Origin of the sequence: Acinetobacter sp. NIPH 298 (genome assembly GCF_000369505.1) — a bacterium.
GTDB lineage: Bacteria > Pseudomonadota > Gammaproteobacteria > Pseudomonadales > Moraxellaceae > Acinetobacter.
In genome coordinates this window covers 2,380,516-2,395,559 of the sequence record NZ_KB850055.1, presented here as the reverse complement: position 1 = coordinate 2,395,559, position 15,044 = coordinate 2,380,516, and the positions used below count along the sequence as shown (strand labels likewise).

General features: G+C 41.4%; 18 protein-coding genes. 7 read left to right on the top strand and 11 right to left on the bottom strand.

From position 1 onward, the window contains the following. Positions 1-86 precede the first annotated feature (86 nt). The gene (gene coaBC / locus F903_RS16070; RefSeq protein WP_004672659.1) at positions 87-1,343 is read left to right on the top strand and encodes a bifunctional phosphopantothenoylcysteine decarboxylase/phosphopantothenate--cysteine ligase CoaBC; all 1,257 of its coding nucleotides are present in this window, start codon (positions 87-89) and stop codon (positions 1,341-1,343) included. Positions 1,344-1,374: 31 nt separating this feature from the next. Here the strand turns inward: coaBC and F903_RS16900 are convergent, their stop codons facing one another. Both F903_RS16900 and F903_RS16895 read right to left on the bottom strand, forming a co-directional pair. Continuing rightward, positions 1,375-1,593, bottom strand: a complete 219-nt coding sequence (locus F903_RS16900) for a DUF4184 family protein (protein WP_265596658.1) — start codon at positions 1,591-1,593, stop codon at positions 1,375-1,377. Between the two features lie 3 nt (positions 1,594-1,596). Next, positions 1,597-1,857: a hypothetical protein gene (locus F903_RS16895; RefSeq protein WP_005198656.1), complete on the bottom strand. Its 261-nt coding sequence runs from the start codon at positions 1,855-1,857 to the stop codon at positions 1,597-1,599. A 141-nt stretch (positions 1,858-1,998) separates the two neighbouring features. Here F903_RS16895 and F903_RS16060 point away from each other — a divergent pair, with 141 nt between their 5' ends. Together F903_RS16060 and F903_RS16055 are read left to right on the top strand one after the other, a co-directional pair. After that, the gene (locus tag F903_RS16060) at positions 1,999-2,838 is read left to right on the top strand and encodes a methylated-DNA--[protein]-cysteine S-methyltransferase (protein ID WP_005198654.1); all 840 of its coding nucleotides are present in this window, start codon (positions 1,999-2,001) and stop codon (positions 2,836-2,838) included. Next, positions 2,825-3,433 carry an alpha-ketoglutarate-dependent dioxygenase AlkB family protein gene (locus F903_RS16055; protein WP_005198651.1) on the top strand — a complete coding sequence of 203 codons (609 nt, stop codon included), beginning with the start codon at positions 2,825-2,827 and terminating at the stop codon, positions 3,431-3,433. The genes F903_RS16060 and F903_RS16055 overlap by 14 nt, the downstream gene beginning before the upstream one ends. 59 nt (positions 3,434-3,492) lie before the next feature. On the opposite strand, the gene secB is transcribed toward F903_RS16055, so the two are convergent. The 4 genes from secB to rsgA all read right to left on the bottom strand — a co-directional run bounded on the left by secB (position 3,493) and on the right by rsgA (position 5,822). After that, positions 3,493-3,951: a protein-export chaperone SecB gene (gene secB / locus F903_RS16050; RefSeq protein ID WP_004672663.1), complete on the bottom strand. Its 459-nt coding sequence runs from the start codon at positions 3,949-3,951 to the stop codon at positions 3,493-3,495. Positions 3,952-3,983: 32 nt separating this feature from the next. Beyond that, positions 3,984-4,241 (bottom strand): glutaredoxin 3, encoded by a 258-nt coding sequence (gene grxC, locus F903_RS16045; protein ID WP_004672664.1) that lies wholly within the window; start codon positions 4,239-4,241, stop codon positions 3,984-3,986. A gap of 11 nt (positions 4,242-4,252) precedes the next feature. After that, positions 4,253-4,669, bottom strand: coding sequence for a rhodanese-like domain-containing protein (locus tag F903_RS16040; RefSeq protein ID WP_004672665.1), 417 nt, complete (start codon positions 4,667-4,669; stop codon positions 4,253-4,255). 94 nt (positions 4,670-4,763) lie between these two features. Then, positions 4,764-5,822, bottom strand: coding sequence for a ribosome small subunit-dependent GTPase A (gene rsgA / locus F903_RS16035; protein WP_005198646.1), 1,059 nt, complete (start codon positions 5,820-5,822; stop codon positions 4,764-4,766). Positions 5,823-5,946: 124 nt separating this feature from the next. On the opposite strand from rsgA, the gene orn reads away from it, so the two are divergent. From orn to F903_RS16020, 3 genes are all read left to right on the top strand, one after another. After that, a complete protein-coding gene (gene orn / locus F903_RS16030; protein ID WP_004672669.1) occupies positions 5,947-6,501 on the top strand; it encodes an oligoribonuclease in 555 nt (184 codons plus the stop codon). Between the two features lie 130 nt (positions 6,502-6,631). Next, positions 6,632-7,360, top strand: coding sequence for a Bax inhibitor-1/YccA family protein (locus tag F903_RS16025; protein ID WP_005198644.1), 729 nt, complete (start codon positions 6,632-6,634; stop codon positions 7,358-7,360). A gap of 146 nt (positions 7,361-7,506) precedes the next feature. Further along, positions 7,507-8,310: an enoyl-ACP reductase FabI gene (locus F903_RS16020; protein WP_034595189.1), complete on the top strand. Its 804-nt coding sequence runs from the start codon at positions 7,507-7,509 to the stop codon at positions 8,308-8,310. Between the two features lie 97 nt (positions 8,311-8,407). Here F903_RS16020 and F903_RS16015 read toward each other — a convergent pair whose 3' ends face one another. Beyond that, positions 8,408-8,890 carry a hypothetical protein gene (locus tag F903_RS16015; protein ID WP_005198638.1) on the bottom strand — a complete coding sequence of 161 codons (483 nt, stop codon included), beginning with the start codon at positions 8,888-8,890 and terminating at the stop codon, positions 8,408-8,410. Positions 8,891-8,968: 78 nt separating this feature from the next. After that, positions 8,969-9,331 (bottom strand): hypothetical protein, encoded by a 363-nt coding sequence (locus F903_RS16010; RefSeq protein ID WP_005198637.1) that lies wholly within the window; start codon positions 9,329-9,331, stop codon positions 8,969-8,971. A gap of 329 nt (positions 9,332-9,660) precedes the next feature. Between F903_RS16010 and F903_RS16005 the strand changes: the two genes are divergently transcribed. Continuing rightward, positions 9,661-10,086, top strand: coding sequence for a hypothetical protein (locus F903_RS16005; RefSeq protein WP_005198634.1), 426 nt, complete (start codon positions 9,661-9,663; stop codon positions 10,084-10,086). 10 nt (positions 10,087-10,096) lie between these two features. On the opposite strand, the gene F903_RS16000 is transcribed toward F903_RS16005, so the two are convergent. From F903_RS16000 to F903_RS15990, 3 genes are all read right to left on the bottom strand, one after another. Next, a complete protein-coding gene (locus tag F903_RS16000; protein WP_005198632.1) occupies positions 10,097-11,473 on the bottom strand; it encodes an efflux transporter outer membrane subunit in 1,377 nt (458 codons plus the stop codon). Between the two features lie 240 nt (positions 11,474-11,713). Beyond that, positions 11,714-13,705 carry a MacB family efflux pump subunit gene (locus F903_RS15995; RefSeq protein ID WP_005198630.1) on the bottom strand — a complete coding sequence of 664 codons (1,992 nt, stop codon included), beginning with the start codon at positions 13,703-13,705 and terminating at the stop codon, positions 11,714-11,716. A gap of 1 nt (position 13,706) precedes the next feature. Continuing rightward, positions 13,707-15,029 carry a MacA family efflux pump subunit gene (locus F903_RS15990; protein WP_005198628.1) on the bottom strand — a complete coding sequence of 441 codons (1,323 nt, stop codon included), beginning with the start codon at positions 15,027-15,029 and terminating at the stop codon, positions 13,707-13,709. Positions 15,030-15,044 lie beyond the last annotated feature (15 nt).

Here is a 15,044-nt window from a genome sequence, read left to right as displayed (position 1 = left end):
TATGACTTTTATAAAAACCCATCACTTGGGTCTGATCGTATTTAATGCTATTGTGAGCGCCACTGCAACAGTAAGGTATCCTGTTTGTGAGCTTCGATCTAAGTGTTATTCCCCACAAAAACATTATATTAGCGGTCACGGGTGGCATTGCAGCCTATAAAAGTGCCATTTTAGTACGTCGTTTAAAAGACTTTGGTTTTGATGTCCGCGTGGTCATGACACATGGCGCACAAGCTTTTATTACGCCTTTGACTTTCCAAGCACTTTCTGGAAATCCAGTTCATACTGAATTGTTAAATCCAGAGGCCGAAGCCGGTATGGGACATATCGAGTTGGCGCGTTGGGCTGATTTGATTTTAGTTGCACCCGCAAGCTGTGACAGTATTGCTAAGTTTGCCAATGGCTTGGCCGATGATCTGCTCAGTACCTTGTATTTAGCGACCAAAGCACCTGTTTGGGTTGCACCAGCCATGAATCAACAAATGTGGGCTGCAAAAGCAACACAGCGTAATTTGCAAACCTTGGTTGAAGATGGCGTACATGTGATTATGCCTGACGCAGGTGAGCAGGCGTGTGGTGATGTGGGTTTGGGCCGTATGCCTGAGCCTGAAGATCTAGCCCGTCAAGTTGCAGCGTACTTTCATAAAGCACAGCGTGCAATCGCAGAGAAATTTGGTTTATTGGCGGGTAAGCGCGTCACGATTACAGCAGGTCCAACCCGTGAAGCAATTGATCCTGTCCGTTATATTTCAAACCATAGCACAGGTAAAATGGGCTTTGCGCTCGCAGCCGCTTGCTATGCCGCAGGTGCGAAAGTCACCTTGGTCGCAGGTCCTGTGAGTTTAGATACGCCCAATGGCGTGCAACGAATTAATGTCAGTTCTGCTATGCAAATGTTAGATGTCAGCATGAATCAACTGGCAGACGGTTGTGACATTTTTATCGCCACCGCTGCGGTTGCTGACTATCGTGTGGCGCAAGTGGCAGAACATAAAATTAAGAAAGCAGGCGATGAACTTGCGGTTGCTTTAGTGAAAAATCCAGATATTGTGGCGACCATCGCGCAGCAGCAAGAACGCCCATTTATGGTCGGCTTTGCCGCTGAAACACAAAATGTTGAAGAATATGCTGCGGGTAAATTGGTTGCGAAGAAGTTGGATATGATTGCGTGTAATGACGTCTCTCGTCCTGATATTGGTTTTGCTTCTGATGAAAATGCCATGACGGTATTCTTTGCCCAGTCTTACCACATGAAAAAACGTGAATTAGAGAAAGCCTCTAAACAGGAAATTTCGCAGCAATTGGTTGAATCGATTGCTGACGCATTACGTCGCCGTTTATAAATAAATATAGGAGGGTGTATTTTACACCCTCTTATTTTTTGTATTTAGAAAGATAAAGCCAAGATATACCCCCAAAAATCGCAGTGAAAATACAGCTATAAAAAATAAGAGAATAGGGAATAATATGGAGTAATGGATTCTTCAAAATCCACGGATAAAAGAAATAAACATCGTGATGCATGAAAGCATCTAATAAAATATGACTAAAACTACCGATATATGCACTCATTGCTGCTGTTTTCCACGAAATTTTTCAATCTCTGTATTTTAGAATAGCTCTTAATATCCATTGGCTTATCGGTTTGCCGATGAGAAATGCAATGCCTCCAATCAGGGTTGCGCCTAATAGGTTGTGCGTGTAGATGTGTAGATATTGCCAGCCATAAATTAGACCAAGTAAGGGCTCTATATCCATTAAGATCTGTGTGCCACCAAAAATCATAAAACTAAAACGTTGTTGTGCTACAGCTTTACAACAAGCACCGACGCCTAAGTGTAATGGTGTAAAAGGCATTATTATTCTCTCTTTTTTTCTGTAGCGGTGTTGGTGTATGACATCATAAGGGAGTATGGATATGCATGAATAGCATCTTTCGGATTTTCTTCTCATTGTAAGCTTGTTAATGTGGAGAAATAGCAACAAGAGGGCAGACAGATGCAACAGCAACGGAATTATGATCGTATTGCTCAAGCGATTGCCTATATACAGCAAAACTTCCAGCAACAGCCGCAACTTGATGAGGTCGCGGCTCATATTCATCTAAGCCCAGCCCATTTTCAGCGTTTATTCAGTGAATGGGTGGGAACCAGTCCGAAAAAGTTTCTGCAATATATCAGTGTGGAATATGCCAAAAATATTTTAAAGCAACAGGGCAGCATCTTTGATGCAACTTTTGCAACAGGACTTTCCAGCACCAGTCGGTTGCATGATCTCTTTATTCAAATCGAAGGTATGACGCCTGCCGAATATAAACATGGTGGGCAGAACCTAAGCATTCATTATCAGTTTGCAGAGACACTTTTTGGCGAGGTGCTGATCGCCTCAACGCATAAAGGGATTTGTGCGCTCACCTTTGTACAACATCAAGCCGATGCGCTAGAACAATTAAAATCTCAATTTCCCCAAGCCATTTTTAAACAACAAGCTGACCAGTTTCAACAAAGTGCTTTAGTTCTTTTTCAAAAAGATCAGTGTCGATTGGCTGATATTAAATTGCATTTGAAAGGCACAGACTTTCAATTGAAAGTTTGGCAAAGTTTGCTCAAGATCCCAATGGGGCAACTTTCCACTTATGGCGAACTGGCCCAAGCCATTGAGCATCCCAAAGCAGCGCGTGCAGTGGGTACCGCAATCGGCAATAATCCTGTGGCTTTTTTGATTCCTTGTCATCGGGTGATTCAGTCCACTGGAGCATTTGGTGGCTATGAATGGGGAGCGACCAGAAAAATGGCAATGATTGGTTGGGAGGGAGTACAAACACATGCAACTGTTTGATATCGAAGCTGATCCCAATCATAACCATTTACCTTATGATGGCACGGTACAGTATTATGGCAAAGTCGTTGAAGGTTTGAGTGCGGATGATTATTTTGAGAAGCTGATGCACAACATCGCATGGCAAAATGATCAGGCCATCATTTTTGGTCGACAGATCACCACCAAAAGAAAAGTAGCGTGGTATGGCGATCAAGCATTTGAATACACCTATTCAAATATCAACAAATATGCTTTGCCTTGGACATCTGAGCTGATTGAACTAAAAGCATTAGTCGAACAATTAACAGGTGAAACATTCAACTCTTGTCTACTCAATCTTTACCACACAGGTGAGGAGGGAATGGCGTGGCACAGTGATGCTGAAACGGACCTGAAAAAAGAAGGTGCGATTGCATCATTAAGCTTTGGTGCGGAACGAAAGTTCGCTTTTAAACATAAGCAGACCAAGGAAAAAGTAGAATTGTATTTAGAGCATGGTAGTCTGTTAGTCATGAAAGATACCACGCAACATTATTGGTGGCATCGTTTGCCGCCGACCAAAAAAGTGAGTACGGCACGAGTCAATCTAACCTTTCGAACGATTATTAACTAATATTAAAAAAAGGACTGAAAAATCAGTCCTTTTTTATATCGAAGCAATCGTTATAACGATTATGCTTGACCTTGTGCAGCACCTTCAGTTTGTAGGCGTTGCATATTCGCTTCAAACTCAGCATCAAAGTTGATTGGCGTAAGTAGCAATTGTGGGAAGCTACCTTTCGTCACTAAATCATTCACTGATTCACGTAAGAACGGGAATAGGATATTTGGGCAGTAAGCACCTAAGATGTATGGAAGACGATCTTCTTCTACACCATCAATCAAGAAAATACCTGATTGAGTAATATCAACGATGAACGCAGTTTCATTTTCATTATTTGCTTGAACCACAACTTTTAAAGACACTTCATAGTGTGTTGGATCAATTTTTTCTGCGGCAGAAGATAAGTTGATATTCAGTTCTGGTTGCCATTGTTTAGTAAAGACATGTGCACCAGGAACTTCAAATGAAATATCTTTTGTATAAATACGTTCTAACGCGAGTTGTGGTTGAACTTGTTCTTCGCTCATCGTTTTTCCTTAAATTATGGAACTGTTGTTAATTAAGCCAATAATGGATCGAGTTTTCCTTCACGCTCTAAGGCATAAAGTTGATCAAAACCGCCAATAAACTGGTCGTTGATAAAAATTTGAGGCACTGTACGGTGATTGGTACGTTGCATTAACTCAATACGAACTTCAGGTGCTTCATTAGAAAGATTAATTTCTTTATAAGCAACACCTTTGCGCTCAAGCAATTGTTTGGCGCGTACGCAATATGGGCAAGAAAGCGTTGAATAAATAGTGACATTGGTTGTCATTTCATCTCTCCTTAAGCTTTAGTTTTACTTTTGACTAAAGGTAAGCCCTGAGCTTTCCAGTTGCTAATGCCACCGTCTAAGCGGTAGCTGTCAGCATGACCCACTTTTTGCAATGCAGTGCCAGCCACTTGTCCTAAGTTACATATAAAGACCAATGGACGGTCACTTGCTTTGAGTTCATCAAGGTGGCTTGTGATCTGGCTATATGAAATGTTACGGCTACCACTGATGTGGCCTTCACGGAAATCTTTCGCATCACGTAAGTCGATCAAGATCGCATTTTTCGCTTTGACCAAAATACCGAGAGATTGTGGTGAAATTTTACGACCATTGCGTTGTCCTTCTAAAACAAAGAACAATACGATGAGCACCGCAAGCGTACCAAATAAGAAGGGGTGATTCCCCATAAACTCAAACCAACGTTCCACATGTCACCTAAAGTTAAAATCAAAACTGCCACTGAGTATAACTTATCTGTATGGTGATCAAAAACTTTAGTTCAAGGGCTCATTTGAATTAATGCTAATTTTTTTGCTGTGCTTCTTGAATCTCATCCAACAGTCGTAAGTAGCTATCTAAACGACGCGGCAAAATCTCACCTGCAACAACTGCTTGTTTCAAAGCACAATTTTTCTCATGGGTATGGGTGCAATTACGGAACTGGCAAAGCCCTAAATGTGCCTCAATGTCTGGAAAACCAGTTCGTACTTTCTCTAAGCTTAAATGCCACAGCCCAAACTCACGAATTCCCGGTGAGTCGATCAATGCGCCGTTTGTTCCAAATTTAATCAAACGAGTGGATGTAGTGGTATGTTGCCCCAGCGCAGAGTTTTCAGAAATGATATTGGTTTTTTGCGCAGCGTCAGGAACGATGGTATTAATCAGTGAGCTTTTGCCGACACCTGACTGCCCAACGAAAGCGACCGTTTCATTGTCTATGCGAGCTGAAAGCGCAGATAAATCACCGTATGAGTGGCAGATAAGCGTTTCATAGCCCAAAGTCTCATATTCACTTAATAAGGTCAGAATTGGATCATTTTCTTTGAGTAGGTCGGATTTGTTTAGCACCAATAAGGCGGGAATATTGGCATCGGCACAAGCCACCAGATAGCGATCAATCAGTGTTGGCGCAGGTTCTGGTAACGGTGAAAATACAATCACAATCAGGCTGATATTGGCAGCAACGGGTTTTACTTTGTGATAACGATCTGGACGTGTCAATAATGACTGTCTTGGATAGATCGCCGTGATAATACCAAGGCCTGTATTGGGATCCGCTTGCCACTTTACGCGATCACCGGTGACCAATAATTCGAGGTTGGTGCGAGTATGGCAGCGCCACACACTATCTAATTCAATCGATTTCCAAAATGGTGCAGGCTCACCTGCGTTCACTTGTGGGGATTCTGGGTGCTGTTCAGGCACAGATAAAGCTTGTACTTCGAGTTGACGACCATAATGTTGAACAACCAATCCATCTAGGTCTTGCGACGTATCAATGTCGTCTTGACGCGATTTGTGTTGTTTTTCAATACGACGTTGCTGCTGGTCAGTTAAACGACGCTTACGAATTAAAGCCATTCATATCCCAAAAATCCACATGTATAAGACCGCAAAAATAGCATGAAGTGATGAGAGAGTTACAGTCAAGTTCGCATTAATTTGCTACTATTGATGTTTTTCACACCTATTAGAAATATTATCCATGAGCAGCACCCCTGATACACGATTAATCTGGATTGACCTCGAAATGACGGGTTTAGATACGGATAATGACCAGATTATTGAAATTGCAACAATTATTACAGATGATCATTTAAATATTTTGGCTGAAGGCCCTGTGTTAGCGATCCATCAATCAGATCGCTTGCTCAACGCAATGGATGAGTGGAATACTAAACAGCATGGTCAATCGGGGCTGATTGAACGTGTGCGTCGCAGTAAACTGACTGCTGAAGATGCGGAACAGCAAACCTTAGAATTTTTAATGAAATGGGTCAATGCAAAGACTTCACCGATGTGCGGCAATTCTATTTGCCAAGATCGCCGTTTCTTACACCGTTTAATGCCAGAGTTGGAACAATTTTTCCATTATCGTAATTTAGATGTATCTTCAGTGAAAGAACTGGCTAAACGCTGGAGACCTGAAATTATGAGCGGTCTAAAGAAAAATGCCTCGCATTTAGCGATGGATGATATTCGTGATTCGATTGCAGAATTGAAATATTATCGTGAATACTTTTTTATTATGAATAAATAAGCTTTCTCGAAGAATTTAAATAAAGGGGCGAAAGCCTCTTTTTTTATCGAACGTAAAAAATATTTGGGAGCGATGCTAAAATCGCTTAAACTCACATTTTATTTTCGTTAACTATAAAAAGAGAGCAGACATGCAAAGCGATAATCCTATTTTAACCCGAGTTGAAACCTATAGCGATTTGGCCGAGCCGATGACGATCCAAGGGGCTATTCAGAAATCAGTCCTGTTAACTGTGATCGCAGCAACGCTTGGGATCGGACTGTTTTTATATTGTGCCTTCACTGCTAATTTTTCAATTGCTTATGCTGCAACCATCGTAGGGATTGTTGGCAGCCTTATTCTTGGGTTGATCACAACTTTTAAACCGAATACCGCACCTGTATTGGCGATTCCTTTTGCTTTATTTGAAGGCGCATTTTTAGGTGGTGTTTCTTTTATTTTCCAAGTGAAATTTCCAGGTGTACCGTTACAAGCATTACTCGCGACATTTGTCACCACATTGGTGTTATTTGCCTTGTATAAGTTCCAAGTGATTCGTGCAACTGAGAAGTTTAAAGCAGTTGTGATTTCAGCTTCGATTGCGATTGCTTTGGTTTTTGTGGTGCAGATCTTTTTAAGTTTGGCATTGGGTTCTAGCATTCCTTATCTATTTGAAAGTAATTGGTTAGGCATCGGTTTTGCGGCTTTTGTCGCGGTGATTGCATCGTTGAACCTGATCTTGGATTTTGATTTGATTGAACGTGCTACGGCGCAGGGCGCACCTAAAACATTTGAATGGGTGTGTGGTATCGCATTGTTAGCCACTTTGGTCTGGATGTATTACTCATTTATGCGTTTATTGAGCCTGATCCAAAAGTAATGAGCCTGTATTAAGTCAGTAAAAATATTAAACGCCTTCAATTGAGGGCGTTTTTTTATGCAAGATTGTAAAAAAGATGCATTATGCAATTTCGGAAAATGCTGAATATTGGCATTATGGATGAAAATTTTTCGAGTGAGAATAAGATGTCACAAGGACTTTTAACTGGTAAGCGTTTTTTAATCGCAGGTGTTGCAAGTAAGTTGTCGATTGCTTATGGCATTGCGGCAGCTTTACACCGTGAGGGTGCAGAGCTGGCGTTTACTTATCCAAATGATAAGCTGAAAAAACGTGTCGATGATTTTGCCGCACAATTTGGTTCAGACTTGGTTTTCCCTTGTGATGTTGCTGTTGATGCAGAAATTGACAACACCTTTGTTGAGTTAGCAAAACATTGGGATGGTTTGGATGGTGTAGTGCATTCAATTGGTTTCGCACCAGCACATACATTAGATGGTGATTTTACAGACGTGACAGACCGTGACGGTTTCAAAATCGCGCATGACATCAGTGCTTATAGCTTTGTTGCGATGGCTCGTGCAGCAAAGCCATTATTACAAGCGCGTCAAGGTTGCTTATTGACCTTAACTTATCAAGGTTCTGAGCGTGTGATGCCAAACTACAACGTGATGGGTATGGCGAAAGCATCTTTAGAAGCAGGTGTTCGTTATTTAGCTTCTAGCTTGGGTGCTGATGGTATCCGTGTGAATGCAATTTCTGCGGGCCCAATCCGTACTTTGGCGGCATCTGGTATTAAATCTTTCCGTAAAATGCTTGATGCGAATGAAAAGATTGCGCCTTTAAAACGTAATGTGACCATCGAAGAAGTGGGTAATGCTGCATTATTCCTTTGCTCACCGTGGGCTTCAGGCATTACAGGTGAAATCATGTATGTTGATGGTGGTTTCAATACTGTCGGTATGAGCCAAAGCATGATGGATGATGAATAATTAGATTGATCTAAATTATTTGATAAAGCCGCTTTAATAGCGGCTTTGTTTTTAAAAATATAGGGTAATTCTAAAAATTATAACTCATCTTTTGAACTCATTTATTATGGTTTTCTATACTGTTAAACCATTGTTCAGTATCTTTAGCGAATAAATATGCATTTGATTTTTTAATATGACTGATTACTTTAAATACATTTGGTTCAGCTATGCACTTTTGTTCAGGTATAAAAAATACACAAGAAAGCTTTTGTGCAATAGCAATAATTTGTTCAATATCTAAAACAAAATTGCCACGCATATCTATTCGAAACTGAATATCTTCTAACTTTCCTTTCTCATACCATACTTGTCCGTCAGTTTTTTCTTCATCTCCGAAACTAACTATGTCCTCATGCCATGATTTAGATAAGGGGTAATATTTTATAATTTCACCTTTTACATCATTTACTGGATGATTTTTCCAAGTAAAAGAGGCATCATAATTACCTTCTGCATCATAAAATCTAGAAATGTCTATCCCATTCGTATTGAACCAGCTTTGGGGAATTAAGCAGACTTTAAATTGCCATGCTGCCATAGGACTTTCTCTTATCTGATTTTTGAGCTAATGCTAAGCGCATCAAATTTTACTTCAATATTTTATCTTGGCACGTATTCATAACGAAATTACTTCTCTTACCTTTTTAGAGTCAATTTCTTTCCAGCGAGACACGGTTTTACCACTAAAAGTAGTCTCAACAAGTAATTCGATTCTGTAATCTGAATTATATTTTCGTTTTTTAAATAAGTCATGTAAGTAGATAGCAAAATCTTCTGCTAATTCTAATGAATCAAGGTAAACACTTTTCCTGCACAACCGTCCGTTTGGTGAAACTCCTACAATGATCATTGAGTTTTCATCATGCTCCCAATGATATGAGCGAAGATTTTGTGGTAAAAGATCATTTTTTATATGAACAAGTAAGGTTGCGTACTCTACAGCATTTTGATTTGGAAAGTCCCCTAACTTTCTAAGCATTTTATTTTTCTCCATAAATGCATAGCTAAACTTATACTATGTATAAAAATTAGACTTTTGATCCAACTTAGATTTATTTCGCTCAGCATATAAAACAGCAATATTTACGTCAACACAAAAGCTATGAACAACATCATTTCATAAGTTTTGATTTTATATTTAATTCAGCAATGAGCGATCTATTGAAAATATATCAATAAGTATAATTAATCATTTGTCACCTCATACTTTATATGATAATTAATGCTGGTTTTTTGTTTAATCGAAAATTTTAAATAAAGTATCGATAAACATATTATTTTTATCGCTTCGGGGAAGGTCAGCATAACGTGAAGAAAATTATCATTGTATTGGGCTTAGCGATGCTACTATCGCTACAAGGTTGTGCAGCGGTTATGGCAAGTAACCAACCTCATAAAAAGAATTTGACCGTTTTAGAGGTCGGAAAACATCGTAATCACGTGATTTCTGAACTTGGTGCTCCTGTGGTATCAGAAACACTCAATGGTGAACGAAAAGAAATTTATACCTTCCAGCAGGGTTATTCAAAAGCAGCACGAATCAGCCGCACAATGTGGCATACCACTGCGGATATTGCCACGATTGGTCTATGGGAAATTATTGGTTCACCAACTGAGATCTACTTTAATGGTCAAAAACTCTCATATGAGGTTGTATTTGATGCCCATGATAAAGTGAAATCCTCTCAGTTGATTCATACAAATGTAAATGATCAAGCAGAATTAAAACAATAGCCTAGATAGACTATTGTTTGATCGGGCTTCCACCCAATGCCTGCATTAAAGTGACATAGGCATTGTATTGATTTTGCTTGGTTTCAACCAAACTAAGTCGTGCGTTACGGGTGGTTGCTTGCGCATCGAGTAAGTTTTTCAAGGCAATTGCACCATTACGATATCGTACTTCGGTTAGTCGTTCAGTTTTTTCCGCCAGTTCTACATTGCGTTGTTGCAATTGCACCTGTTGATCTAACTGGGTTCGGTTGGATAAAGCATTTTCGACATCGGCAAAGGCTTGATACAGACCTTGACGATATTGAGTAATGGCTTTTTCATATTCAAGATCACTAATGGCAATATCTTTCTTCATATCATTATATTGAAGGAAAGGTAGGCTTAAACTTGCACCCAAAGTTAACGCTGGATTTTGTAGCAGTTGAGTCAATGAAGTGCTTGAAGCACCTAAATTACCCGTCAAATTGATCGATGGATAATAACTCGCTTTGGTCGCATCTTTATTGGCAAGGGTTTTTCGTAAACGTAATTCCGAAGCTTGCAAATCTGGACGACGAGATAAGATTTCCGCAGGCAAACCTACCCCGATATTAGGCAAAGCATTGCGTGGTAATTGCACTGGCTCTTGTATATTCAGTTGTTGTACAGGCTGATGCAGCAGTACCGCAATCGCTGTACGTGCTTCTACACGTTGTTGTTCAATTTGGCTGAGACTGGCTTTTTGGCTTTGTACCGATTGTTCCGCTTGGGTCAAATCCAGACCTGATACCGCACCTGCTTTATATTGTGATTGTACCAAAGTGTAGATTTTCTGCGTGGAAGCTAAGTTTTGTTGAACTGTTTGATAGCGTTCATTCAGATAGCCAAGTTGCCAGTAGAGTTTTGCTGTTGTTGCGACCAGACTTTGCGCCGTAGCCTGTAAGTCTTGTTCACTAGCTTGCGCCTCCCAACGACTGGCTTCAGTTTGATTTGCCAATTTTCCAAATAAATCTAACTCATAGCTCACACCCAAACTGGTTGATAGGCCGCGATCACTGCCATTACCTGAGCGTAGGTCATAATTATGACCTGTAGATACACTGGAACTGGTACGCAGTCCTTGTCTATTTTCTGCCAATCCAGCTTGTAAACGGGCTTGTTTTAAGGTGATGCCTGCAACGATAAGATCACTGTTTTTAGCCAAAACCTGATCAACCAGTTGGTTGAGCTGGGCATCATTAAACAGTGTCCACCATTGATCGGTCAGATTCACATTTTGATTTTTTTGGGCATCGTATTGGAACTGTTGTGGTACTTGTATAGCGGGTGCGTTATAAGGGGTTTTGACGATAGCGGTACAACCTACAAGTGTTGTACTCAAGCATAAAGCAAGGCTAAGCTTCTTCATTTTTGTATCCTTAATAAGGCTGTAACGGTGTCTTACCGAGTTCTCATCCAACTTTAGGATAAGCTTTCAGCTAGACTTACTTTGGTTTCGCCCAAAGTAAGCAAAGGCATAGTCATCCGCAAAACCTGTCATATTTTTTCAATTATCTTAATCTATCGCAGAAACAGTATTCTGTTGATACCACGCAGGTTGCGGATGACGTTCACGTGTATCATATTTCTGGGATAGATTTTTTCGCTATTATTCTCTCGCTAAAGCGGCAACTGGATCGAGTTGGGCGGCATTTCGTGCTGGTAAGAAGCCAAAAACAATACCAATCAGACTTGAACAGACAAAGGCTGCGACGATTGACGTGGTTGAATAACTCATTTCAATAATGCCTTTGGCGAAATGCCCAATGATTTGTCCGATGCCCAAAGAGAGCAGTACTCCAAGTACGCCACCCAACAAGCAGACCAGAATGGCTTCGATCAGAAATTGTTGCAAAATATCGCTTTGTCGAGCACCGACCGCCATACGTACCCCGATTTCTTGAGTACGTTCAGTCACAGAAACCAGCATGATATTCATAACGCCGATACCACCGACCACCAATGAAATCACGGCAATGGCTGAAATCAACAAAGTCATGGTTGCTGTGGTTTGCTGGATGGTTTCACGGATACTGTCTGAGTTCTGAGTAAATACGTCTTGTGCACCATGACGCTGTTCAAGCAGTGTCAGGATGGCATTTTCAGCTGCGCTGCTTGGGTATTCATCTTTAATTCGCACGATGATGCTGCGAACGTTGGATTGACCTAACATGCGACTCATAACTGTCGAGTAGGGGAGATAGACATTGAGGCTGTCTGAATTGCCCATGAAACCTTGCTGAGCATCAATCACACCAATAATTCGACTCGGCACACTGCCCAGAAGAATCACTTGACCGACGGGATTGGTTCCATCCGCAAAAAAGGTTTTCTCAGTATTGGTATCAATCACCACATCCTGCGCACGTTGGGTGACACCACCTTTGTCAAAAGGCTGACCTGATTTAAAGGTCATGCCTCGAACATAGAAAAAGTCTTCACTGACACCATTGACCGTTGCTGATGCTTCGGTGTCTTTAAAACGTAGTGTCACACTGGTGTTGGCAGATGGACTGACGCCATCGACATAAGGCTGTTCCGCCAGTGCATCTGCATCGGCAGGGACGAGGGTTTTGACTTGTGACGCTCTGGAGGTATCACCAAAACCCCGTCCTTGATAAACGGTGATGGTATTGGTGCCGAGACTGCTAATATTTTCCAAAATCTGCTTTTGTGAACCATTCCCCAACGCAACAACGGACACGACAGATGCAATCCCGATGATAATGCCGAGCATGGTCAAAAAAGTTCGCATGCGATGGGCATTCATTGCAAGCAATGCCATACGGAATGCTTCACCTAAACGATCAAAGAAAGATCGCCAAGCGGAGGTTTTCTTTTGCGGATTGCGTTGCAAGGGGCGACGCTCTAAATCAGGATCGGTATTTTCAGGCGTATTGGCGCGGTCTGAAATAATATTACCATCACTGATTTCAATAATTCGTGTCGCATTTTTAGCGACATTCATATCATGGGTCACCAGAATAATGGTATGACCTTTGGCATTGAGTTCACGTAAAATACGCATCACCTCAACGCCACTGTTCTTATCCAATGCACCTGTTGGCTCATCTGCCAAGATCACATCGCCGCCGTTCATCAAGGCGCGAGCAATTGAAACACGTTGTTGTTGTCCGCCAGAAAGCTGGCTTGGTCGATGATGTAGGCGTTCTTCAAGCCCAAGTTCGGATAATAATTCAGCAGAACGTTGCTGACGCAAATGACTATCCACACCTGCATAAATGGCTGGAACTTCTACGTTTCCTGAAGCACTCAGATCACCTAACAAATGATAGCGTTGGAAAATAAAACCAAAATATTCTCGACGTAATTGCGCCAGTTCATCAGGTTCGAGCTGCCGCGTTTCTCGTCCACTCACCAGATAACTTCCAGCGCTCGGCTTATCCAAACATCCTAAAATGTTCATTAGGGTTGATTTGCCTGAACCCGACTGACCGACGATCGCGACCAACTCACCTGCATAAATCTTTAAATTAATGCCTTTGAGGATCTGTACTGTTCCTTCGCCCGCAGGAAATTCACGCGTGAGGTCAGTGACCTCAAGTAGAGGCTGAGATGAATGTATTTGATCTTGCGTCATATTACATTCTCATCGCACGTTGACTACTACGTTTTGCCGCTTCATTTGAGCTATCTGATGCATCGGCAATCACCACCTGATCACCTTGTTTCAGACCTTTGATGACTTGCGCTGTGACACGATTATTGAGACCAATTAACACAGGTTGAGGTTGGATGGTGCCATTTGCTTGTAGCACACGAATCATGCTGGTTGATGCTTTGCCTTGCGTAATTAATGCTTGTTCATCCGCCGTCAAATCGAGGCGTTTCGGTTGTTGCGATTTTGCGGCATCTTTGGTTTCGGTTTTATCTGTTCCACGATCTTTTCGATTTGGACGTTTGCTTGTTTGTAACGCTGAAGCTGGCACGGTGAGCACATTTTTTGCCTCAGCCAACACAATATAAACCTGCGCTGTCATATCAATACGTAATTTGCCATCTTCATTTGGCACATCAAACAGCGCATTGTAGTACACAGCAGAGCTAGTAGATGACGAACTGGTGTTGGTATTTTCGGTATTAATTGAATTGGGTGCAGGTTCGACTTGGCGTAATTTGGCGTAATGTTTTTTCTCACTATTGCCCAAAGTCGTAAAATAAACTGTTTGACCTTTTTCAACGCGCATTACATCCGCTTCAGAAATCTGTGCTTTAACCGTCATGGTATCTAACGTTGCAAGTTTCACAATGGTGGGAGCAGTTTGATTGGCATTCACCGTTTGACCTTCTTCGGTCACAATTGCCACAATCGTACCGTCCATCGGCGCAACGATTTGGGTATATCCCAAGTCTTCTTTTGTGGTTGCAAGGGTTAAGCGTGATTGTTCAATCTGCGCATTGATGGCCGCGATTTGTGCTTGAGCCGTTTTGTAACTCGCTAATGCAGATTCCAGCTCTGCGCGAGAGGTGGCATCTTGACTGAACATGGTTTGTTGACGTTTGTATTCTGCTTCTACTTTCGCAAGGTTGGCTTGTTGAACCGCCAATTGCGCTTGTTGATTTTTAATACTAGCTTCGGCTGTTTTCAATTCATTTTCTTGGCGAACAGAATCAATTTGGGCAATCAGTTGTCCTTGTTTAACTTGATCACCAAGTTGCACATACATCCTTTTAACTTGACCTGAAACTTGCGCGCCGACACTGACCATCTTAGTCGCTTCTAATACGCCTGTCGCTAAAACTGAACTTTCGATATCACCACGACTCACTTCAGCGGTAATGTACTGCGGTGCAGTTTCTTTAGGCTTTAACATGAGCCAACTGAGTAGGGCGATCACCAGAATGCTGACCACAATGATGATTGTTTTTACAGGTCTAACTTTTTTAGAAATCATTTTTGGCATGGTACAAGCGCGTAA